At 66.9% G+C, this 22016-nt stretch carries 16 protein-coding genes and 1 riboswitch; of the genes, 9 read left to right on the top strand and 7 right to left on the bottom strand.

From position 1 onward, the window contains the following. Positions 1-17: 17 nt before the first annotated feature. Complete coding sequence (locus QME71_05710) at positions 18-1580, bottom strand: AMP-binding protein (GenBank protein ID MDI6857793.1); 1563 nt, start codon at positions 1578-1580, stop codon at positions 18-20. Positions 1581-1870: 290 nt separating this feature from the next. Continuing rightward, positions 1871-2014: riboswitch (cobalamin riboswitch) on the top strand. A gap of 119 nt (positions 2015-2133) precedes the next feature. Between QME71_05710 and QME71_05705 the strand changes: the two genes are divergently transcribed. Genes QME71_05705 through QME71_05685 form a run of 5 tightly spaced genes read left to right on the top strand, consistent with a single transcriptional unit; the run spans position 2134 to position 7713 of the window. Continuing rightward, entirely contained in the window at positions 2134-3339 is a 1206-nt protein-coding gene (locus tag QME71_05705) for a prenyltransferase/squalene oxidase repeat-containing protein (GenBank protein MDI6857792.1), read from the top strand. A gap of 3 nt (positions 3340-3342) precedes the next feature. Next, on the top strand, positions 3343-4479 hold the full coding sequence (locus QME71_05700) for an energy-coupling factor transporter transmembrane component T (GenBank protein MDI6857791.1): 1137 nt from the start codon (positions 3343-3345) through the stop codon (positions 4477-4479). Beyond that, positions 4466-6073: an ATP-binding cassette domain-containing protein gene (locus QME71_05695; GenBank protein MDI6857790.1), complete on the top strand. Its 1608-nt coding sequence runs from the start codon at positions 4466-4468 to the stop codon at positions 6071-6073. Before QME71_05700 ends, QME71_05695 begins: the two co-directional genes overlap by 14 nt. 10 nt (positions 6074-6083) lie before the next feature. Further along, positions 6084-6884 (top strand): hypothetical protein, encoded by an 801-nt coding sequence (locus QME71_05690; GenBank protein MDI6857789.1) that lies wholly within the window; start codon positions 6084-6086, stop codon positions 6882-6884. After that, complete coding sequence (locus QME71_05685) at positions 6877-7713, top strand: ECF transporter S component (GenBank protein MDI6857788.1); 837 nt, start codon at positions 6877-6879, stop codon at positions 7711-7713. The genes QME71_05690 and QME71_05685 overlap by 8 nt, the downstream gene beginning before the upstream one ends. A 7-nt stretch (positions 7714-7720) precedes the next feature. Here QME71_05685 and QME71_05680 read toward each other — a convergent pair whose 3' ends face one another. The 4 genes from QME71_05680 to yedE are packed head-to-tail and all read right to left on the bottom strand — an operon-like array spanning position 7721 to position 10610. After that, on the bottom strand, positions 7721-7942 hold the full coding sequence (locus QME71_05680; protein MDI6857787.1) for a DUF3343 domain-containing protein: 222 nt from the start codon (positions 7940-7942) through the stop codon (positions 7721-7723). Then, positions 7939-9090 (bottom strand): aminotransferase class V-fold PLP-dependent enzyme, encoded by a 1152-nt coding sequence (locus QME71_05675; protein ID MDI6857786.1) that lies wholly within the window; start codon positions 9088-9090, stop codon positions 7939-7941. Before QME71_05675 ends, QME71_05680 begins: the two co-directional genes overlap by 4 nt. Continuing rightward, complete coding sequence (locus tag QME71_05670; protein MDI6857785.1) at positions 9087-9308, bottom strand: sulfurtransferase TusA family protein; 222 nt, start codon at positions 9306-9308, stop codon at positions 9087-9089. The genes QME71_05675 and QME71_05670 overlap by 4 nt, the downstream gene beginning before the upstream one ends. A 12-nt stretch (positions 9309-9320) precedes the next feature. Further along, entirely contained in the window at positions 9321-10610 is a 1290-nt protein-coding gene (gene yedE / locus QME71_05665; GenBank protein MDI6857784.1) for a YedE family putative selenium transporter, read from the bottom strand. A gap of 359 nt (positions 10611-10969) precedes the next feature. On the opposite strand from yedE, the gene QME71_05660 reads away from it, so the two are divergent. Then, complete coding sequence (locus QME71_05660; GenBank protein MDI6857783.1) at positions 10970-15103, top strand: alpha-2-macroglobulin family protein; 4134 nt, start codon at positions 10970-10972, stop codon at positions 15101-15103. Positions 15104-15183: 80 nt separating this feature from the next. On the opposite strand, the gene QME71_05655 is transcribed toward QME71_05660, so the two are convergent. After that, on the bottom strand, positions 15184-16176 hold the full coding sequence (locus QME71_05655; protein ID MDI6857782.1) for a nitronate monooxygenase: 993 nt from the start codon (positions 16174-16176) through the stop codon (positions 15184-15186). Between the two features lie 224 nt (positions 16177-16400). Here QME71_05655 and QME71_05650 point away from each other — a divergent pair, with 224 nt between their 5' ends. Then, the gene (locus QME71_05650) at positions 16401-18392 is read left to right on the top strand and encodes an FAD-dependent oxidoreductase (GenBank protein MDI6857781.1); all 1992 of its coding nucleotides are present in this window, start codon (positions 16401-16403) and stop codon (positions 18390-18392) included. Positions 18393-18425: 33 nt separating this feature from the next. On the opposite strand, the gene QME71_05645 is transcribed toward QME71_05650, so the two are convergent. Beyond that, a complete protein-coding gene (locus QME71_05645; GenBank protein ID MDI6857780.1) occupies positions 18426-18983 on the bottom strand; it encodes a GNAT family N-acetyltransferase in 558 nt (185 codons plus the stop codon). A gap of 108 nt (positions 18984-19091) precedes the next feature. Between QME71_05645 and ilvD the strand changes: the two genes are divergently transcribed. Both ilvD and QME71_05635 read left to right on the top strand, forming a co-directional pair. Next, positions 19092-20768 (top strand): dihydroxy-acid dehydratase, encoded by a 1677-nt coding sequence (gene ilvD / locus QME71_05640; protein MDI6857779.1) that lies wholly within the window; start codon positions 19092-19094, stop codon positions 20766-20768. A gap of 8 nt (positions 20769-20776) precedes the next feature. Then, the gene (locus QME71_05635) at positions 20777-21853 is read left to right on the top strand and encodes a dipeptidase (GenBank protein ID MDI6857778.1); all 1077 of its coding nucleotides are present in this window, start codon (positions 20777-20779) and stop codon (positions 21851-21853) included. The last annotated feature ends 163 nt before the right edge of the window (positions 21854-22016 follow it).

Below are 22016 nucleotides of genomic sequence, written 5' to 3'. Positions count from 1 at the left end.
CTCAATCGTAGGGCCCGCTATTGCGGCTGCGCCTTCTCGCGCTCGCGCTGGATGAGGTCGCGTCGCAGTATCTTGCCCGACGCCGTCTTCGGTATCTCCCGGAAGAACTCGACCTCGCGGATCTTCTTATAAGGCGCGACGCGCTCGGCGACGAACGCCATGAGCTGTTCGGGCGCGCACTCGACGCCGGGGCGCAGCACGACGCACGCCTTCGGTATCTCGCCGCCGGCGGCGTCGGGCTTGGGGATGACGGCAACGTCGAGGACGGCCGGGTGCTGGTGCATCAGCGCCTCGATCTCCGCCGGCGCCACCTGGTAGCCCTTGTACTTGATCATCTCCTTCTTGCGCTCGATGAGGCAGAGGTAGTTCTCCTCATCGAAGCGGCCGATGTCGCCCGTGCGCAGCCAGCCGTCCTCGGTGAGACACTCCGCCGTTTCCTTCGGGTTCTTCCAGTAGCCCTTCATCACCTGCGGGCCCTTCACCAGAAGCTCGCCCACCTCGGTCGGCGGCAGCTCCTCGCCCGTGTCGAGGCTGACGATCTTCTCGAACGTGTCGGGGAACGGCGGCCCCACCGTCTCCAGCTTGACGCGGTCGAGCGGGTTGGTGTTCGTGGTCGGGCTGGTCTCCGTCATGCCGTAGCCCTGCGAGACGACGCACTTGAACATCGACTTGGCGCGTTCGCCGATCTCGAGCGGCAGCGGCGCGGCGCCGGAGCCGATGACCTGGAGCGACGAGGTGTCGAAGCGCGACGTCGCGTTGGGAACGTTGACCATCGCCAGGATGGCGGGCGGCGCCAGGTAGATGTCGGTGATGCGGTGCTTCTCGATAAGGTACAGCATCTGCTCGGCGTCGAAGCGCATCATCACGATGCCCGTGCCTCCCCGGGCGACGCCGCTGCTCATGAGCACGGTCATGCCGTAGATGTGGAAGAGGGGGAGTGTCCATAGCCCCACCATGTCGGAGGAGACGAAGCGGGTGACGAGCCCCTGCGCGACGTTGCTGGTGATGTTGTAGTGGGTGAGCATCACGCCCTTGGGCATCCCCGTCGTGCCGCTCGAGTAGGGGAGGGCGGCGACGTCCTCGCGCGGGTTGATCTGCACTGGGCGGTAGTCCTCGGAGACGCCGCCGAGGACGTCGGCGAGCTGGTCGATGGGGAAGACCTCGCGCAAGAGGGGCAGACCCTTTTTCGCTTCCTGGACGGCGGCGGCCATGGGGCTGTACACGAAGATGGCGACCGCTTCGGCGTCGGCGAGCTGGGTCTGCGCCTCGTGGGCGGTGTAGAGCGGATTGAGCGTGGTGACGGTGGCCCCTGCGAGGAGCGAGCCGTAGAAGACGGCGGCGTAGTCGACGTGGTTGGGGGAGAAGATGGCAACCTTATCGCCCTTTTCGACGCCCTTGTCCTGCAGCAGGCGGGCGACCTTTCGGGCGTCGCTCCAGACCCTGCCGTAGGTCCGCATGTCGCCCTCGGCGCTTATGAGCGCGGGCTTGTCGGCGAAGGTCTGGACGGTCCGTCTGAGCAGTTCGGGCAGCGGGTATTCGGGGTACGGTTGCTGGCTGGGCCAGTAGCTGGAGACGATCATCTGTGTGCCTCCTGGTGGTCGGGTAGTTCGAAACCGTCTTTATCCGGACTCGATGCTAGGATGCCAGCGGACAATGGCTGGGTCAAGCACGGAACGTCCGCTGACGCGGCAGCCGGTGGGCCTGTCAACGGACGGGGAAACGGATAAGCGGATGCGAAAAGTATCGCTCTTCTCGCTCCAAAGGAGCGGGCGTCTCTGCCCGATCACCAGTGTCGATGCGAGCCACCGTTGACGCTTCCACCCGCTGGTATTGACGGCTTTTTCTGCTCGCTGCTACAATCTAGCCAACAACACTATAGGCCGGCAGGGGTGACCCGAAGCCCGGATGCGAGGGTCGCCAAGGGGGAAGCCGGTGAGAGTCCGGCGCTGTCGCGCAACTGTAAGTCGGCTGTGACCGACGAGCCAGGATACCCGCCCCTGTTCGTTCCCAGGACCTTCGCTCGAAAGGGGGGCGGAAACATGGTACGTGCCACCTGATCAAGACCCTCGCAGCGCCGGGGGTCTCTTCACGTAAGCTCTCATTCCCGCGTCAGACTCTGAGAAAGGACTCCTCATGCTTCGCAAAGCTGCATGCTTTCTACTGGCCGTTGCCGCCGTGATGGCGGCGGGCTACTCGTTCGTTATCGCCGCAACACCGGAACAGGACGCGGCCGAAGAGGCGCTGGACTACATCCGCGGGCTGCAGAACGCCGACGGCGGCTTCCCTGATTTCGGCGCCGGCTCGTCCCCGGGGGCGACGCTCGATGCCGTCTTCGCCTTTGCGGCCGCCGGGATCGACGCCCGCACAGTTACAAGCGGCGGGAACTCGCCCGTCGACTACATCGAAGGGCAGGCGGCGTCCTACAGCGGTGTCGCCGGGGCCGCCGCCAAGCTGGTCCTGGGCCTGATTGCGCTGGGAGAGGACCCGCGCGATTTCGCCGGCGTCGACTTCGTCGAGAAGATGGAGTCGTATTTCGACGCCGGCAGCTACGGTGATGGCGTCTTCGACCATTGCCTTTACATGCTCGCCCGCTCGAAGCTCGGTCTGTCGCCCGCCGCCGGCTCCGTCAATCACCTGAAATCGAAGCAGATGGCCGAGGGCTGCTGGGAGTACGGCGACGGTTGGGGCTGCGACACCAACACCACGTCGCTGGCTATCCAGGCGCTGGTGGCCGCCGACGTCTCTCCCTCGGACAGCGCAATCGAGGACGCGCTGGACTACTTGGCGGCCGCCCAGAACAACGACGGCGGCTTCCCCTACCTGATACCAAGCGATTCCGACGCCAACTCGACGGCGTTCGTAATCCAGGCGCTGGTCGCCGCCGGCGAGAACATCGACGCCGGAGGCCCCTGGGAGAAGCAGGGCAACACTCCCATGGAGGCGCTGCTGGCGTTCCAGAACCCGGTGACGGGCGCATTCACCTATGGCGGCGTGGACAGCGCCTATGCCACGTACCAGGCGGTACCGGCGCTTCTCCTGCGCACGTATTCGCTTCCTACGGCGACGCCCCAGGAGGAGACCGCTACCCCGAAGCCGACGAAGACGCCTACCCCGGTGATGACGGCGACCGAGACGCCTTCGCCTCAGCCGGTCATTGCTCCCCCTGGCGGCTCGTCTCTCGCTCCCACGCCGGCCTCGCAGGCCGTTACGATGCCGCGCTCGGGCGGCGGCGGCGAGACCGGGCATGATCTCGCGCCTGTTTTTGCGGCGGCGCTCCTGCTGGCGGCCGGCGTGGGCATCACCGCTTCGCTGGTCGCGCGCCGCATGGGAAAGGGATGACGGTTGATCGGGATACGCGACCGTTCCTGGCGGGGACAGCCGGTCCGTGAGCGGACGGAACGAGAGGGCGCGCGCGGACGGGTCGGGCGCGCCGACGTCTGGCTCGTCTGGCTGCTGGCCGCCTCCGTCGCCGTCTTCCTGACCTCCAACCCGCTGTACTTGGCGACGGCGTGCCTGGGGGCGCTGATGGTTTGCACCTCGCTGCCGTGGCGGTCGCAACAGTCGTTCTACGACCTGGCGGTGAAGCTGGTTCTCTTCTTCGCGCTGCTCAGCATCCCGTTCAATCTGCTGACCGGGGGCCGCGGGCCTACGCTCCTCTTCGAACTGCCCAGCCTTACGTTTCCCGACTGGTTCGGCGGCGTGACGCTGGGGGGCGCCGTAACGCTGGAATCGCTCCTTTACGCCCTCGAGCGCGCCCTGCGAGTGGTCGCGCTCCTCTTGTTTGCCGCCGCCTTCAACCTCGCCGTCGATCATTACCGGCTGCTGCGCCTGCTGCCCCCCGGCCTGCGACAACTCGGCATCGTGCTGACGGTTGCGGTGATGCTGCTCCCGCAGCTCGTCCGGCAGTCGAAGTCGGCGGTGGAGGCGCAGCGGCTGCGGGGAAGGAAGGCGACGGGTCTGCGCAGCGTCGCCGCGCTAGCGGTACCGGTGCTGGGCGCGTCGCTCGAGCGGTCGGTCCAGCGGGCGGAGTCGCTCGACGCGCGCGGTTTCGGCCGGGTGCCCGTATCATCATCGGCGCGGCGTCTGGCGAAGGCGGCGGCGTCGGTGGCGGGCGCCGCGCTCCTGGGGGCCGGCTCGTTCGTGTACTTTTACTACTCCGCGCCGGCCGTCGCCGCCCTGCTGCTGCTCGGCGGGACGGCGCTTGTGGCGGTCGCGTTCTGGGGCGGCGGCGACGAGAGCAGCTTTTACGTGAAGGAGATGTGGGACGGCGCGGACTTTGCTATTGCGGGAAGCGCGTTGCTGGCGCCGCTTATGCTGCTGGCGCTGCGTGTCCTCGACGCGGCCGGTGTCGGCTACTCGCCTTTCCCGGAAGCGTCTTTCCCGGCGTTCCACCCCCTCGCGGTAGCGGCGTTCTTGTTGTTGCCCGCTCCGGCCCTGCTCATGCTGTCGACCAAGGACGAAGAAAGTGATCGAGGTTAGCGGCCTAACGTTTTCCTACCCGAACGCATCGGCGCCCGTGCTGCGCGACGTCAGCCTCACAATCGGCGCGGGCGAGGTAGTGCTGCTGGTGGGAGCATCGGGCAGCGGCAAGTCCACGTTCCTGCGCTGTCTGAACGGTCTCGTGCCCCATTTCCACGGCGGCAGCTTCGGTGGTCGCGTCATCGTCGAGGGCCTGGACACGTTGACCTGCCAGCCGCGCGACCTGGCGCAGAAGGCGGGCATGGTGTTCCAGGACCCCGAGGCGCAGTTTGTCGCCGACACGGTGGAGGACGAGATCGCATTCGGGATGGAGAACCTGGGCGTGCCGCGCCTGACGATGCGGAAGCGCGTGGAAGAGGTGCTGGATATCCTGGGCATCGCTCATCTGAAGAAGCGGCGGCTGGACACGCTCTCCGGCGGCGAGCTGCAGCGCGTCGTCATCGGCGCGGTGCTGACCATGCAGCCGAAGGCGCTGCTCCTCGACGAGCCGACGTCGCAGCTCGACCCGCAGGCGGCAGAGGAGGTGCTGACGGCGGTGCAGCGGCTCAACACCGACCTGGGGCTGACGATCGTCATCGCCGAGCACCGGCTGGAGCGGGTGGTGCAGTACGCGGAGCGCGTCCTGTACCTCGACGGCTCCGGCTCCGTCGTCGATCTCACGGCGCGGGAGGCGATGAGGATGCTCCCGCTTTCTCCTCCCGTCGCACGCCTGGGGCGGACGCTCGGCTGGGAGCCGCTACCGCTGTCGATACGAGAGGGGAGGCGTTTTGTGGAGCGGATGCCGGCGCCGCGCTCGGGTCGCGACGGCTCGACGCCCGCGCGAGACCACAAGCCTGCCGTGCTCATCGAAAAGGTGAGCATAGCGTACGGGCCGCGTCCCGCCGTCACAAACGTCTCGCTCGCCGCCTATCCCGGGCAGATACTTGCCCTGATGGGACGGAACGGCGCCGGCAAGACCAGCCTGCTGAGGGCGTGCGCCGGGCTGCTGCCGGTGAAGTCGGGAAGTGTCCGCATACTCGACGAGGACGCCGCCGGGTGCGGCGCCGAGCGTCTGGCGCTGCGACTGGCGCTGGTGCCGCAGGAGCCTGCCTCCGTCCTCTTTCATTCGACAGTCGAGGCGGAGATAGAGGACACACTCAAGGGAACGGGCCGCGCGGGCAGCGTCGACGAGGCGCTCAGCGAGTGGCGGCTGGAGTCGCTGCGGGGCTTGCATCCCCGCGACCTTAGCGCCGGCGAGCGCCAGAGGGCGGCGCTGGCTTCCATGCTCGCGGGCCGCCCATCTGTCCTCCTGCTCGACGAGCCCACGCGCGGCATGGACTATGAGACGAAACAGATCCTCGTCGACAACCTGAGGCGCCGCTGCCGCGAAGGCGCGACAGTCGTGCTCGCCAGCCACGATGTCGAACTCGTCGCCTCGTGCGCCGACCGCATCGTCCTGCTGGCGGACGGCGAGATCGTGGCGGAGGGCCCGGCGCGCGACGTGCTCACGGAATCGATCACGTTCAGCACGCAGGTGAACAAGCTCTTCGGCGGCGGTTATCTGACGGTGGAGGACGTGCTGCAATCGAGGGAGGGGGAGAAGGTTGCGCAGTAGCTTTAGGGGCATGCGTCTCTTGGCGCTCTTCGCGCTGGCGGTTGCCCTGGCGGCGCTGCCCGGCGGCGACGCTGCGGGCGAGGCCCCGAAGCGGGCCGGGATCGTGGTCAGCTTCGGCGGCGGGCGGACCACAACCGTATGCGTCGAGTTCGCGGAGGCGGAGATAACAGGGGCGGAGTTGTTGCGCCGCTCAGGGCTTTCGCTTGTGACCACAGGGGGCGCCGGCGGGGCTGCGGTATGCAAAATTGAGGACGTGGGCTGCGATAACCCCAATGATTGTTTTTGCCACTGCCGCGGCGCCGATTGCCGCTATTGGGCGTATTACACGCTGGACGCGGGCGCGTGGAAGTATTCGAACGTGGGGGCGTCGTTGCGCAAGGTGCGTGACGGGGACGTCGATGGCTGGGCGTGGGGCTCCGGCAAGCCGGGCGGCGGCGCCCAGCCCGAACTGCGCGCGTTCGAGGAGATATGTCCGCCGCCGACGGAGCCGCCGCCCACGCTGGCGCCGCCGCCGACGGAGCCGGCGCTGGCTTCCCAGACCGTCGCTCCCACCCTCGCTGCGACGGCGGCCGGGGCTACGGAGCTGCCGACTGCGACTTCGACGCCGGCCCAGACGGAAAGGGCGCCGGCTAAGGCCGCGACGAAGACCCCTGAGGCCGCGACGAAGACCCCCGTCGCGACGAATACGCCGTCGACGGAACAGGGTGGAGACAACGGCCTCGATTTTCCGCTCGAGCTGCTCGGGTTCGGGGCCGTGGCCGCGGCTCTGGGTACTGTGTCGCTCGTCCTGTGGAGGAGATCACGTGGCTAGCGAAGTCGCGCTGCCGTCGCTACGCGGAGGTCTTCCCGCCCGCTCCCTGCTTGCCGGCCTCTCTTCGACGGCGACGCTGGTGGTGATCAGCCTCGTCGGGCTGTTCGCGTTCTTTTATCCCTTCTTCTTGAGCGCGGCAACCAGCTCCGGCACGGCCGCCCACTCCCAGGACGCGCCGCTCATCTTCGGCCTCGTGCTGGGGCTCAGCCTGCTGCTGTTCGTCCTCGAGATCGCGGGTCAGGGGATGAACGCGAAGACGGCCTCGGTGATGGCGGCGCTGGTGGTGATTGCGGCGGCGCTCCGCGTCCCCACGCTGCCGGCAGGGGCCACGGCGTTCTTCTTTGCGATCATTCTGGGAGGGTATGTCTTCGGACCCCGTTTCGGCTTTCTCCTCGGGGCGGGCGCGCTCTTCGTCTCGGCCTTTGCCGTCAGCGGGTTTGGGCCCTGGCTGCCGTTCCAGGTGTTCGTCTCCGGCTGGATGGGGATGACCGCGGGCTGGCTGGGCGCGGCGAAGGGGCGGCTGTGCCGTCGGCCGCGTACGGAGCTGGCGTTGCTGGCGGCGTTCGGCGTGGCCTGGGGGTTCCTGTTCGGCGCCGTGATGAACCTCTGGTTCTGGCCGATGATGGCGAGCGGCGAGAGCATATCGTGGCGTCCCGGCATGGGCTTCGACGAGGCGGTCCGTCACTACTGGTCGTTCTACATCCTGACGTCCGCCGGTTGGGACGCCTGGCGGGCCCTGGCGAACCTGGTCCTCATCCTTGCGCTGGGCAGGCCCGTGCTCGACGTCCTCACGCGTTTCCGCGACCGCTTTCAGGTCCGCTTCGAGTAGCGCGCCGTCAGGGCGCCATCCGGTGCAGGGCGGCATATTCGACGCCCGCCTTGTCGAGGACGGTTTGCGCTGCTTCCGCATACTGTGCGTCAATGCTCAGGGCGATGCCGCAGTCGCTGGAGAACTGACGCGGCGTGGGGATGAGACGCGCCGGTACGCGCGCCTCCTTGAGCGCTTTCTCGGCCCTGAACACCGCCGAGCTGGTGTGGAAGAGGAAGACCGCCGTCATCTGCCCTGCGCTATCCTTCGCAGCGCTTTCACCGCCGCGTCGACGTCTCGCATTGTCGTGAACACGCCGGGGGCCAGTCGCACCGTGCCCTCGGGAAAGGTGCCGATGGTTCGGTGCGCGGCGGGCGCGCAGTGAAGCCCCACGCGGGCGAGCACGCCGGACTCCTGTTCCAGCCGTTGCCCGACCTCCGAGACGGAGCGGCCGGCGACGGTCACCGACGCGATGGCGACGCGCCGGTGGACGTCGGTGGGACCGAACAGCGTGACGTTCGGCGTCTCCCCCAACCCGTCGATCAGCGCCCGCATCAGTGCGAGCTCGTGTTCCCGCACGGAGTCGATGCCGCGCGCGAGCAGGAACCTCACGCCCGCGCCCAGTCCGGCGATGCCGGGGCCGTTGGGTGTGCCGCTCTCGTATTTGTCGGGGAGGGCGTCCGGCTGCTCCTGGTGCTGCGACCGGCTCCCCGTCCCGCCGAAGAAAAGCGGGCGCAGCTCGCGCACGTCCACGCGCTCTCCGATGACGAGCCCGCCTGTCCCCTGTGGGCCCAGGAGTCCCTTATGCCCCGTGAAGGCGAGAAGGTCGATGCCCTGCGCCGCGATGTCTATCGGCAGGACGCCCGCCGTCTGGGCCGCGTCGATGAGCAGGAGCGCTCCCGCCGCATGGGCGATGGCCGCTGCTTCCTCCACCGGCTGTATCGTGCCGATGACGTTGCTCGCGTGGGCAAGCGCGACCAGGCGGGTCCTCGGTGTCACCGCCTTCCGCAGTTCGGACACTTGCAGCGTCCCATCGCTGGAACAGGGCGCCACGGTGAGCCGCACGCCCCGTCGCTCCAGCTCGCGGAGCGGCCGCATCACCGAGTTGTGCTCGATGCCGCTGCAGACCACGTGGTCGCCTTCACGAAGCAGCCCCTGAAGGGCGATGTTGAGCGCGTGCGTGGCGCTGGCGGTGAAGATGACGCGCAGCGGATCGGGAGCGTTGAACAAGGCGGCGAGCAGCTCGCGCGTCTCGAAAAGGACACGGCCTGCCTGCACAGACAGGCCGTGTCCGGAGCGCCCGGGGTTACCCCCCGCTTTTTCCAGAAAATCGGTCATGGCGCGCGCCACCTCCGGCGGCTTGGGCCAGGAGGTAGCGGCGTTGTCGAGGTAGATCATTTTCTCAGCACCAGGCGGAACCCGCCTTCGTTGTTCGGCGCCGTCTCCACCGACCAGCCGTTGCTCTCCGCCATGCGGGCGCAGTTGTCGCGCGAGGTCGCCGTGTCCACCAGCACCTCTATGACCCCTGAGTCCTGGCGGAGGATAGCTTCGCGGGTCATCATTGCCGGATGCGGGCACGAAAGCCCCCTGGCGTCAACGGTGTGTATGTCAGCCATCTCTTACCCCTTTCAGCTCCGGGCCTCGCGCATTGTGAGCCCGACGGCGGCGCAGAAGACCAGCCCGATGACCACCGCCGCCGGCCCGTAGACGCCGTGTCCCGCGGGCGAGCTGGCGAGCGAAAACGTGTGGGCGAAACCTGCGCCGAAAATCATGCCCAGCGCGAAGACGGCGGCGTCGCCGTCTCCTTCACCGGAAAGGACAAGTTGCCTTCCCGGACAGCCGCCGGCGAGGGTAAAGGCCAGGCCGGCCAGCGCCATGCCGGAGAAGTTCCACAGGTGTTCGGTGTGAGCGACGGGCTGGCCGTCGAAGCCGGCGTGGAACTGCCCGAGGAGGGCGTTGGTCACGAACGCCGCCGCAATCAGCGCCAGGATGCCGCTCAGCAGATGGGTGTCGCGCATCAGTATGAAGTCGCGCACGCCCGCTATCGTGCAAAAGCGGCTGCGCTGCGCCAGCGCGCCGATGGCAAGCCCCACGACGAGCGAGACCGCCAGCGGGGCGTACTGAGAGCCAGGGCCGGACTCGCTGAAAAAGATGGGGCCGACAGCGTTGCCTTCGGCGTCTCTGCCCAGCTTCGGTTCGAAGAGGAGCAGCAGGAGGAGCCCGACCATCAGCAGCGGCATCATCCAGCCGAGGGAGAATGGGGCCGCTCTGCTTCGGCCCAGCGTATAGCCCATCCTCAGGAAGACCACGCCCACAGCTATCCCCGCAATCAGTCCGCCGATCCCCAGAACGGCGTTCCAGTCGCCGCCGCTGAGGCGCAGGTAGGCGCGCCAGGGGCACCCCAGGAAGACGAGGGCGCCGATAACGGCGAACGCGCCGAGGAGGAAGCGCACCAGAGGCGCCGAGCCGGTGCGGGGCCTGAACTCTCGGAAGAAGACCGCGGACGCCACCGACCCCAGCACGATGCCGATTATCTCGGGGCGTATGTACTGGACGGCGGCCGCGCGGTGCAGTCCCAGCGCCCCCGCGATGTCGCGGTTGAAGCAGGCGACGCAGATCCCCATGTTTCCGGGATTGCCCGCCTTCGCCAGCACCGGCGCCAGCACACCGATGAAAAGCCCTGTGCCTATGACTAGCCAGCGGGAACGCAGAAAGCGCCGCAGAAGACCCTCGCGCCGGACTTCCGGGCGGCGAGCACCCGGGGTCTCTTTGTCGGCAACACCGACGGCGGCGCCGCTGGAAGCCGCATCCGAAGCGCCTTCGCCGGTAGCGCGGAAGGGCAGCGACAGGGCGCTGAGAAGAAGACGTTTGCAGGCACGAGCGGATATATCCGCCGCATTTCGCAGAAGAGGTATCACAAAGAAGCTCCTTTCGTCGTAAGAGCCGACCGCAGCGGCAACTGCCCGTGCAGTCAGGCCTTCGACTTCAGGAGCCCGGGGGTTCCCGACCTCGCTTGACGAGGGTGACCCTTGCGAACAGCCGCCGGAACAGCGCGGCAACTCGACAATGCAGCCCGTGCATCGCTGTCTGCAAGAATCAGGTCTTGCGCTGGCTGGCAGCCATCGGAGTCACCCCCTTTCCCGGCGGTCTGAGAAGCACCACTGACAATATGCGATGAAAAGCGCTTTTTGCGCAATCCCGCGTCGCGTGCATCCCCTGCCGGAACCTTTTTCTCCCTGTCGCCGTCTCTTAAGACATGAATGACGGGAGGTGGACCATGAGACGGCTATCCTTCATTGCGGGCCTTTTGCTGACAGTCCTCGTCGTGAGCAACTGCTCCGACACGGCCTCGGCGATAAACGGCTACGTTGCGCTCGTGCCCAACGTGCTGCGCATCGGCGAGCAGGAGACGGTATCGCTGAGCCTGTTCGCGGGCGACAAGCTGACCTCGGGCAACGTCGAGGTGGCGCTCCTGCGAGGGGGCCGCGAGGTGATCAAGGAGAGCGCCGAGATCGACGGCAAAGGGTCGATCGCCTTCGAGGTGCCGGCCCTGCCCGAGGGCGAATACGAGCTGACGGTTCGCGGCGAAGGCTTCGCCGACAAGGCGACGGTGCAGGTCGCGCAGGGCTCGATGCTCTTCCTCGAGACGGACAAGCCCATCTACAAGCCCGGCCAGACGCTGCACGCGCGGCTGATATCGCTCGACTCGGAGCTGAAGCCGTCGCCGGTGGACGCCACGCTCGAAGTGCAGGACTCCAAGGGGATCAAGGTCTACAAGGCGGTCCTGCGCACCGATGAGTACGGCATGGGCGCTCTCGACATCCCCATATCGGAGGAGCCGAACCTCGGCGTCTGGAAAGTCAGCGCGCAGGCGGGCGACCACAGCGCGCAGATCGACGTGCGGGTCGAGGAGTACGTGCTGCCCAAGTACGAGATCAAGGCTGACCTGCCGAAAGAGTGGTTCCTGGTCGACGAGACGATTACGGGCAAGGTAGCCGCCGAGTACAGCTACGGAAGACCGGTGCGGGGTGAGTTGGAGATCGTCGCTCAGCGCTACGTGGGCGAATGGGAGGAGTTCGCGCGGTTCTCAAAGGAGATCGATGGGGAGGCGCAGTTCGAGCTTCCCGCCGTGCAGTACGTGGCCGGCGTCCCTGGGGCGAGGGGAATGGGGAACGTGACGTTGGAAATCGCCGTCAGGGAGAAGTCAACCGGCTACGAGGAGAAGACGACGCGCCTCCTCACGGTCTCCGAAGCGCCGGTCGTGGTGGAGCTCATCCCCGAAAGCAACGCCTTCAAGCCGTCGCTGCCCTTCACGTTCCTCGTCGTCACCGAGACCCCTGACAACAAGCCGGTCGACGGAGAGGTGACGGTGGAGATCAACTACCTGGGCGAAGACTTCGAGGCCGTCGGGCAAGAGCAGGAGCGGGTCCGGACAGAGAACGGGCTGGCGCTGCTGGAAGTGAGGCCGCCGGAAGCGGCCGTCTCGCTGATGGCGAACGCGTACAGCGACGAGGCCTACTCTTACGTCGCCATCGACGCCGCCTACTCGCCGTCGGGCAACTTCATTCACCTGGAACAGGTGACGCAGGGCGAGCTAAAAGCGGGCGACGAGGCGAAGTTTAAGGTGCACTCCACGCGCGAGGCCGCCAACTTCTACTACGAAGTCGTTTCGCGCGGCCGCGTCGTCTTTACCGCGTCGTCGAGCTCCAGCGAAATCTCATTCCGGACGACGCCGCTGATGGCGCCCGGTGCCCGGCTGCTCGTCTACCAGATACTGCCCAACAGCGAGGTCGCCGCCGACTACCTGCCGTTCGAGGTCAGCGGCGACTATCCGCACGCGGTCGAGGCCGCGTTCAACGCGGAGCAGGCCGAGCCCGGCCAGTCGCTCGACGTGCTGGTGCAGACGGACGGCCCGGCGAAGGTCGGGCTCGTCGCCGTCGACCGCTCGGTCTTCATCCTGGCGGAGAACCGTCTTAATCTGCAGCAGGTGTTCGACGAACTGGAGCGGCTTTACATGGAGCCGCAGGTGGAGTTGCACGAGGCGACGCCCTACGAGGGCATTGTGACCCGCGGCGCGAAGGAGACCTTCGAAGAGGCGGGCCTGACCGTCCTCAGCAACAAGAAGGTGCCGGAGGGCAAGGAATACGAGAGCCCCTGGGAGGCCGAAGGCGGCGTCCTGCTCGCCGAGCGCGGCGACATGAAAGGCGTAGCGGTGCCGGCAGCAGCGGCGCCGGACGAAGGGGACCGGCAATCGCAGAGCGGCGCCGCCCTCGCCGAGGTGCGGCGCGTGCGGCAGTACTTCCCCGAGACGTGGCTGTGGGAAGAGCTAATCACGGACGCCGACGGCAGGGGCTCGCTGCCCGTAGAGGCGCCCGACAGCATCACGACGTGGGTGCTGCGCGCAGTCGCCCTCTCGAAGGAGAAGGGTCTGGGCATTGCTGAGGGCGAGCTGGTGGTGATGCAGCCGTTCTTCATCCAGGTCGACGTTCCGTACTCGGCCGTTCGCGGCGAGGAGTTCCCGGTGAAGATCGCGCTCTACAACTACCAGGACAGCCCTCAGGAGTTTGCGGTAGAGATGGATTCCGCCGCCTGGTTCGAGAGCGTGGGGGCGCTCAGCGACACGGTGGCGGTCGGGCCGAACGACGTCGGCGGCGCGCAGTTTACCATCCGGCCGCGCTCGCTGGGGGTGCAGCAGATCAAGGTGACGGCGCGCAGCGCTGATTCCGCCGACGCCGTCATCAAAGAGATAATCATTGTGCCGGAGGGCATAGAGCGGGAGACGGCGCAGAACGCCGTCCTCTCCGCCGGCGGCTCGACCACGTTCGGTCCGTCGCTGCCCCCGGCCGTCGTCGAGGGGTCGGCGCGCGCCTACCTCACGCTGACCGCCAGCTATTTGACGCAGACAATCGAGGGGCTCGACCAGCTCTTGCAGATGCCCTACGGCTGCGGCGAGCAGAACATGGTGCTGCTGGCGCCCGACGTGTTCATCGCCCGCTATCTGAAGGAGACCAACCAGCTCAAGCCGGAGATCATGGCGAAGGCGGAGAAACTTATGATCACGGGCTACCAGCGCGAGCTCACATACAGGCGCGACGACGGCAGCTTCTCGGCGTTCGGTGAGAGCGACGAGGTGGGCAGCCTGTGGCTCACCGCCTTCGTGCTGAAGACGTTCTCACAGGCGAAGGGGCTCGTCTTCATCGACGACGCCGTGCTGAGCGAGGCCGTGAACTGGATCACGCAACAGCAGAAAGAGGACGGCTCGTTCGAGAAGGTGGGCTTTGTCCATCACGAGGAGATGCTGGGCGGCGTGGAAGGCAAGACCGCGCTCACCGCCTACGTCGCCATCGCCCTGCTTGAGGCGGGCGAGACCGACAGCTCGGCGAAGGCGGTCCGCTATCTGGAGGGCGAGCTCGAAAGGATCGACGACGCGTACACGATGGCGATCGTCGCCTACGCGCTTGAGCTGGCCGGTAGCGGCAGCAGGGACGCCGCTCACGCGAAGCTGATGGAGATGGCGGAAGAGGACGAGGACGGTCTCCACTGGGGCAGCGAGATCGTCCCGCTGCTGGAGGAGGAAGAGCCGCCCGGGCCCGGCGTCCGGCCGATGCCCGAGCCGTTCCCTCTGCCGGGGCAGAGCACCGCGATAGAGGCCACGGGCTACGCCACCCTCACCCTCACGAAGCGCGGCGACGCCCTGAACGCGGGTCAGGCTGCCCGCTGGCTCGTGAGCCGGAGGAACGCGTACGGCGGCTTCGGGTCGACGCAGGACACGGTCGTTGCCTTGCAGGCGCTGACCGAGCAGGCGATAGGAGCGGCGTCGGACGTCGATCTCAGGGTCAGCGTCAACGCGGGCGGTGAGTCGAAGGAGGTGACCGTAAACTCGGGGAACTTCGACGTTCTCCAGGTCATCGAGGTGCCGCCCGATGCGCAGGTGCAGGTGCGGGCCGAGGGCAAGGGCGAAGTCGTACTGCAACTCGTGACGCGGTTCAACGTCCCGGCCGAAGAGCCGGAGCAGGGCGCGTTCACGATCGAAGTCGACTACGCGACGGAGCAGGTGCAGGCGAACGACGTGATAGACATTCGAGCGAGCGTCGAGTTTCACCCGCCGCTGCCGATGAAAGCGGGGATGGTGGTGGTCGACATCGCGGTTCCTACCGGCTTCGAAGCGCTGGCCGATTCAATCGATTCCGCCGTCACGGCCGAGCCGAAGATAAAGCGCTACGACGTGGCGGGACGGAAGGTCATTTTTTACATCGAGGACATGGAGCCGGGCGACGAGATAGCGTTCGCGTTCCAGGCGAAGGCGTTGTACCCGGTGAAAGCGAAAGGCGTGGCGTCGCAGGTGTACTCGTACTACAAGCCTGAGTGGCGCGCCGAGACCCTGAGCGAGGACGTCACCGTGGCTCCCTGATCGCAATCAAACTCAAAGGACGAGGCGGGATCGAGATGAAAGGCGGTCCCGCCTCTGGCTTCGCGTAGTCCGCGCCCACGTTATCCTTCCCCGAGGCGTTTCTGCGCGTTCGCCAGCGCCTCCCGCGCCTCTGCCACCATCCGCTCGATTAGCTCGCGACAGCTCACCACGTCCCTGATGAGCCCTATCGACTGACCGACGGGAAGCGGGCTTGAGCTGACGTCTCCCGTCTCCCACGCCTTGACCTGCTGCTCCCCCGCGATGAGGGGGACGATCTCCTGCGGGCCGGCGCCCCGCGATTCCGCCGCCAGCACCTTCTCGACCTGCGCGTTCCGCAGCGCCCGCATCTGGAGATTGATCGAGCGGCAGATCATTACCGTGTCGTTCTCCTTGCGGCGCACGAGTTCCGCCTTGATCTCGGGATGCACGAGACACTCCTCGGTGGCGATGAAGCGGGAGGCCATCATCACTCCGTCGGCGCCCAGCGCCATCGCTGCCGCCATCCCCCTGCCGTCGGCGATCCCTCCCGCCGTCACCACCGGAATACTCACCGACTCGACGATGCGCGGCGTAAGCAGCATCGTCGTCACGTCCTCGTGCAGGGGGTGGCCGCCCTCTTCGAAGCCGGCGGCGATCACGCAATCGTAGCCCGCCTCTTCGGCATGGACGGCGTGCTTTACCGCGCCCACCTTGTGGACCAGCCGCACTCCGCTGTCCTTCGCGCGCCGTATCGCATCGGTTCCGAAGTAGCGGTCGAGCGGCGCTCCCGACACGTCGATGGAGTTGACGCCCTCTTCGCAGCAGACGCGAAAGTAGGCCTCGTGCAGGTCTTTCCCCAGCCGCACCGAGGGCAGCAGCGTAAGGTTGACGCAAAAGGGCTTGTCGGTGAGCTCTCGCGTCTCGCGGATGGCCGCGCGGAGCTCATCGCCGGATGCGAAGTTGCCCGCCGTGAGGTTGCCGAGGCCGCCCGCGTTCGAGACAGCGGCACAAAGTTGGGGCTTCGCCAGCCACATCATCGCGCCACAGAGAATGGGGTACTGAATGCCGAAAAGCTCCGTAACTCTCGTCTTCATGGTACGCTCCTTCTTCCATTTCGGCTGCTCGACGCCTTCCGCCGAATCATCGATCGAACGGCGCTTGACCGCAACGCGGCGGCGGAGCGCAGACCCTCGGACCGGCGGACGGATTCGTTTTTTTGTGTACTTATAGCTGGGCCCTCTGCTAACATCCAGATCAATCTCTCCCGCCGTCTCTTATCTGAGCAGACAGACCGGACACCTGGAACGGAGGTTGCGCGATGAAGATCTTCGAGCCGATTGAGATCAGAGGGATGAGGCTCAAGAACAGGATAGCCTTCCCGCCGTATCTTCATCAGCCCGCTGGGCAGGAGGCCAGCGGCGTAACCGACCAGACGGTCGACTGGTTTGAGACGATAGCAAGAGGCGAGGTCGGGCTGGTAATGACGGGGGCCGTCGGGCCGTTTCCCATGGCCCTTTTCCCGCGGCTTTCGCTGGGCTCCGATGACTGCATCCCGGGTTTCGCGAAGCTTGCCGATGCGGTCCACGCGCACGGCGCGAAGCTCGGCGTGCAGATCGCGATGGGCGGGCCGCTCGCGGGAGTCGGATGGTCGCCTTCGCCGTACCCGGACGAGAGGCGCGCGAAGCCGACGGTCTTCGCCCTTATGGGACAGGCCGCGGGAGGGTTCGGCGCGCCCTTGCCGATCAAGGTGCTCACGGTGGAGGAGGCCGAGCTGCTCCAGGACGGCTTTGCCGCCGCCGCCGCCAGGGCCAAGGCCGCGGGCGTTGACTGCGTCCTGCTGCACTGCGCCCACGGGGGAGCGACTTTGCATTGCTCCTCGATCTCGCCTTACTACAACCGGCGGACCGATAAGTACGGCGGGAGCTGGGAGAACCGGCTGGCCTTCGCCACAGAAACGGTACGAAAGATGAGGAAGGCCGTGGGCGACGACTTCCCGATACATGTCAGAATGAACGCCACCGACCTTCTCGGGGAGCTGGGCACGACCGTCGAGGACGCCTGCAAGTACGTGGTTCCTGCCCTCGAAGATGCCGGGGCGGACTGCCTCGATGTCTCACAGGGCTGCATCGTGCGCTCGCCGCAAGGCATCACCATTCCCCCGTACTATCCTCGGGGCGCGTTCATCGAAAACGCCGCCGCCGTAAAGAAGGTGACGAAACTGCCGGTCATCGGGGTCGGCCGGATCATCGATATCGATATGGCAAACCGCTTCATTGAGGAAGGCAAGGCCGACATCATCTACCTCGGGCGGCAACTGATCGCGGACCCCGACACCGTCAAGAAATACCTCGCCGGAAACCCTGAGGACATCCGACATTGCATCGGCTGTCTGCAGGGGTGCGGCCCCTGCGCCGTCAACTACGATCTCCCGCGCAACAACCCCTTGCCGCTTGTCCCCGCCGAGAAGCCGAAGAAGGTGCTCGTTGTCGGCGGCGGCGTGGCCGGTATGGAAGCGGCGAGAATAGCGGCGCTGCGCGGCCATAAGGTGACGCTTATGGAGAAGGACTCCGAGCTCGGCGGCAACGTCGCTGCGCTGGCCATCGACCCGCTGCTGGCCGAGTTCAGAAACGTCGTCGACTATCTGACGACGCAGATGCGCAAGCTGCGGGTAGACGTCCGCGTATGTTGCGAGGCCTGCGCTGAGGTTATCGACGAGCTGCAGCCCGACGTGGTCGTCCTGGCCGCAGGGTCGACGCTGACCGTCCCGCCTGTGGCCAGAGGAAAGCCGGGGGTGATGACCCACGTGGAGGCTTTGAGGAGGAAGAGGGAGATCGGGAAGAAGGTCGTGGTATGGGGCTTCCTGGGTCAGGAGCTGGCCGTCTCTCTGGCTGAAGAAGGCAAGGACGTGGTCCTTATGGGCAGCGGCAGCGAGGAGGCGCTTGTCTCCGGCCGCGGGGGCTACGTCTTACCGCAGTCGTCAAGGCGCGCGTACATCCTGAAGAAGCTGACCGACATCGATTTCGTGCGGCCCACTCCCCAGGACGCCAGGCTCGAGAACGCCAGGGTGCTGTACCAGGCGGAAGTGCAGAGCATCGCCGATGGCGCGATCACGGTGTCGGTTAAGGAGGAGGGCGAGAAGGTCATCCCGTACGACACCCTGATCGTCTCCTTGGGGCGAAAGAGGAACGACTCGCTCTTTTCAGAGCTGCAAGGGAAGGTGCCGGAGGTCTACAAGATCGGGGACTGCGATCACAACGGCAACATCAACCACGCCATCCAGACCGCCAACGAGGTCGCGCGGAAGATATAGGCGGGCCCTGTCGAGGGCGGAGCGGACACGACGTCAGGCTTGGTAGCGGAGGATGGGGCGACCGGCAGTGCGGCGCAGCACCTCGACGAACCCCGCGTCCTTGAACACGGGCGCCAGCCCCATATACGCAAGGTCGCTCGATATCCGGCGCCCCGGGTCGCGCGGGTACGCCTCGACGATGCGCGCCCCCCGGCTCAGCGCGTAGTCGCGCGCGGCGGCGGCGAGCCCCGTCAGCACGCCCTTCCCCCGATGGGCCGGGTCGACGTAGAAGCAAACGATCGACCACACCGGCTTGTCGTCGACGCGCTTGAAGTGGGGCGAGCGGTTCAGCGAGGGGTAGTCCTCGCGCGGGGCGACCGATACCCACCCGACGGGGGTCTCGCCGTCGTACGCAAGCAGCCCCGGCACCGTCCCTGAGTCGACGATTCGCTTCATCGCCCGGCGGTTGCCTTCGCCTCGCTGCCGCGCGAACTCGCGGCGCGTCGTTCGCCACCACATGCACCAGCAGCCGCCGTAGGCGCCGCACTCCCCGAACAACGTCTCGAAGTCTCGCCAGCGTTCGGGCGTCACGGGTCGGAACTGCAGTTCCACAGCCGTCTCCTTTTTCTCGGCGGTACGACGGGCGGACAGCCTGTCGATCCTACATTCTCTCGGGCGTAAGATAGACGATACAGACTTCACAGGCTAGAGAGGCGGCAAATGCGTTCCGACCAGATAAAAAAAGGGTTCGAGCGGGCGCCCCACCGGGGGCTGCTGCGCGCCACCGGCGCCATCCGTGGCGAGGCCGATTTCGATAAGCCGTTCATCGCCGTCGCCAACTCCTACACCGACATCGTGCCCGGCCACGTGCACCTCCAGGAGGTCGGACGCATCGTCAAGGAGGCGGTACGTGAGGCCGGCGGCGTGCCCTTCGAGTTCAACACCATCGCCGTCGACGACGGGATCGTCATGGGGCACTTCGGGATGAAGTACTCACTGCCCAGCCGCGAGCTCGTGGCCGACTGCGTCGAAACGATGGTCGCCGCCCACTGCTTCGACGCCATGGTCTGTATCCCCAACTGCGACAAGATCGTTCCCGGCATGCTGATGGCGGCGATGCGCCTCGACATCCCGACCATCTTCGTCAGCGGCGGCCCGATGCGCGCGGGAGTGCTCCCCGGAGGCCGCCACGCCGACCTGATCAACATCTTCGAAGCGGTCGGCGGGCTCGCCGCGGGCCGCGTCAGCGAGGAGCAGCTCCGCGAGCTGGAGCGGTTCGCCTGCCCCGGCTGCGGCTCCTGCGCCGGAATGTTCACGGCCAACTCCATGAACTGCCTCTCGGAAGCGATTGGCCTGGCGCTTCCCGGAAACGGCACCGTCCTCGCCGATAGCGAGGAGCGCAGTGAGCTTTACCGTCAGGCGGGGAAGCAGATAATGGCCGTGCTGGAGGCCGACCTCAGGCCGTCCCACATCGTCACGCCGGAGGCCATCGACAACGCCTTCGCCCTCGACATGGCGATGGGCGGCTCGACCAACACCGTGCTGCACACGCTCGCGCTCGCCTATGAGGGCGGCATCGATTACTCGCTCCACCGCATCAACGACGTCGCCGCGCGCGTCCCCCACATCTGCAAGGTCGCCCCCGCCTCCACAGTCCACCTGGAGGACGTCGACCGCGCGGGCGGGATCAGCGCCATACTGAACGAGATAAGCCGCAAGCCGGGCGTCCTCGACCTCAGCCAGAAGACGGTGACCCTGCGCACGCTGGGCGAGAACGTGGCCGGGGCGGAGGTGCGCGACCGCGAGGTCATACGCCCGCTCGACGACCCGTACAGCGAGACGGGCGGGCTGGCAGTGCTTTTCGGCAACCTGGCGCCGGAGGGCGCGATCGTCAAGGCGGGCGCCGTCGACCCGTCGATGCGCGTCTTCAGCGGGCCGGCGCGCGTGTTCGACTCCGAGGACGCGGCGAACGAGGCTATCCTGCGCGGCGGCGTGAAGCCGGGAGAGGCGGTCGTCATCCGCTACGAGGGCCCGAGGGGCGGCCCCGGCATGCGGGAGATGCTCGCTCCCACCGCCAACATCGTCGGCAGCGGGCTGGGCGAGAGCGTGGCGCTGATAACGGACGGCCGCTTTTCGGGCGGCAGCCGCGGCGCCTGCATCGGGCACGTCTCGCCGGAAGCGGCGGCGGGCGGGCCGATCGCGGCCCTGCGCGACGGCGACGTCGTGCACATCGATATCCCCAACCACCGCCTCGATGTCGACCTGCCGGATGCCGAGATCGAGAGGCGTCTGGCGGAGGTCAAGCCGCCGCAGCGAGAACTGCCGAGCCGCTGGCTCCGCCGCTACGCCAGTCTGGTGACGAGCGCGAGCACAGGCGCCGTCCTCCGCGAGCCCTGACCGCCGACATGGCCGGCATACCCGCGGACACCGTCTTCGACGGCCACAACGATACCCTGGTCGACATACGGTTCCCCAAGCCCGAAGAGGAGCGCTCGTTCCTCGAACGGAGCGAGCACGGCCACCTCGACCTGCCACGCGCCGTCGAGGGCGGCTTCGGCGGCGGCTTCTTCGCTGTCTGCGTCCCCGCCGACCCGACGTCACGTGACCCTGCCGAATTCGACCTCCTGCTCACCGAAACGGGCTACGAGCTGCCCTTGCCGCCGCCGCTCGACCCGGCGTACGCCCACCAGATGACTGTTTCCGTCATGGCGAGCGCCTTCCGGCTGGAGGCGGAGTCGGGCGGGAAGGTCAAGGTGGCGCGGTCGGCGAGAGAGGTCGCGTCGTGCCTGCGGCGGGGCGTTATCGCCATCGTGCTGCACCTTGAGGGCGCCGACGCGATAGACCCGGAGCTCGAAGCGCTCCACATCTTCTACCAGTCGGGGCTTCGCTCGCTTGGCATCGTCTGGAGCCGCCCGAACGCGTTCGGGACCGGCGTTCCCTTCAAGTTCCCCGGCTCTCCCGATACCGGCCCCGGGCTGAGCGAACGGGGAAAGGAGCTCGTGCGCGAGTGCAACCGGCTCGGCGTTGTGGTCGACCTCGCCCACCTGAACGAGCAGGGCTTCTGGGACGTCGCCGCCCTTTCCGATCAGCCGCTCGTCGTGACCCACGCCGCGGCCCACGCGCTCTGCCCATCGAGCCGCAACCTGACGGACAGGCAGATCGACGCCATCGGAGAGTCGGGAGGGGTGATCGGCGTTGCGTTTCACGTCGGCTTCCTGCGCGCGGACGGCCGGCCGGACGCGGAAACGCCGATTACCGAAATCGTGCGTCACGTCGATTACATCGCCGGTCGCATCGGCGTCGAGCATGTGGCCTTCGGCTCCGACTTCGACGGCGCGGTCATGCCGCTCGAGCTGGGGGACGTGACCGGCCTGCCGAAGTTGATCGAGGCGTTGCGCGCGCGGGGGTACGATGAGGCGGCGCTGCGCAAGGCCACGCACGAGAACTGGCTGCGCCTCCTGAAGCGAACGTGGAAATCGTAGCGGCGGGCCCCCCTTCATCATCCGCACAGGCGAGCGTCTCCACAATGTAGGGGAAGGCTTTAGCCTTCCACGTCCCTGCACTAACATCGGCTTCCCGTATGTGTGATACGCCTGCCGTCGGTGCGAAGAAGTGGAGGGCTGAAGCCCTCCTCTACATCGGGCG

It is taken from the genome of Dehalococcoidia bacterium, assembly GCA_030018455.1.
Taxonomy (GTDB): Bacteria; Chloroflexota; Dehalococcoidia; order DSTF01; family JALHUB01; genus JASEFU01.
This window is presented reverse-complemented; position numbering and strand designations above follow the sequence as displayed.

Coding starts and splice junctions, on each gene's coding strand:
- QME71_05710 (MDI6857793.1), bottom strand. CDS start 1,580: ATGATCGTCTCCAGCTACTGGCCCAGCCAGCAACCGTACCCCGAATAC.
- QME71_05705 (MDI6857792.1), top strand. CDS start 2,134: ATGCTTCGCAAAGCTGCATGCTTTCTACTGGCCGTTGCCGCCGTGATG.
- QME71_05690 (MDI6857789.1), top strand. CDS start 6,084: ATGCGTCTCTTGGCGCTCTTCGCGCTGGCGGTTGCCCTGGCGGCGCTG.
- QME71_05680 (MDI6857787.1), bottom strand. CDS start 7,942: ATGACGGCGGTCTTCCTCTTCCACACCAGCTCGGCGGTGTTCAGGGCC.
- QME71_05675 (MDI6857786.1), bottom strand. CDS start 9,090: ATGATCTACCTCGACAACGCCGCTACCTCCTGGCCCAAGCCGCCGGAG.
- QME71_05670 (MDI6857785.1), bottom strand. CDS start 9,308: ATGGCTGACATACACACCGTTGACGCCAGGGGGCTTTCGTGCCCGCAT.
- QME71_05660 (MDI6857783.1), top strand. CDS start 10,970: ATGAGACGGCTATCCTTCATTGCGGGCCTTTTGCTGACAGTCCTCGTC.
- QME71_05655 (MDI6857782.1), bottom strand. CDS start 16,176: ATGAAGACGAGAGTTACGGAGCTTTTCGGCATTCAGTACCCCATTCTC.
- QME71_05650 (MDI6857781.1), top strand. CDS start 16,401: ATGAAGATCTTCGAGCCGATTGAGATCAGAGGGATGAGGCTCAAGAAC.
- ilvD (MDI6857779.1), top strand. CDS start 19,092: ATGCGTTCCGACCAGATAAAAAAAGGGTTCGAGCGGGCGCCCCACCGG.
- QME71_05635 (MDI6857778.1), top strand. CDS start 20,777: ATGGCCGGCATACCCGCGGACACCGTCTTCGACGGCCACAACGATACC.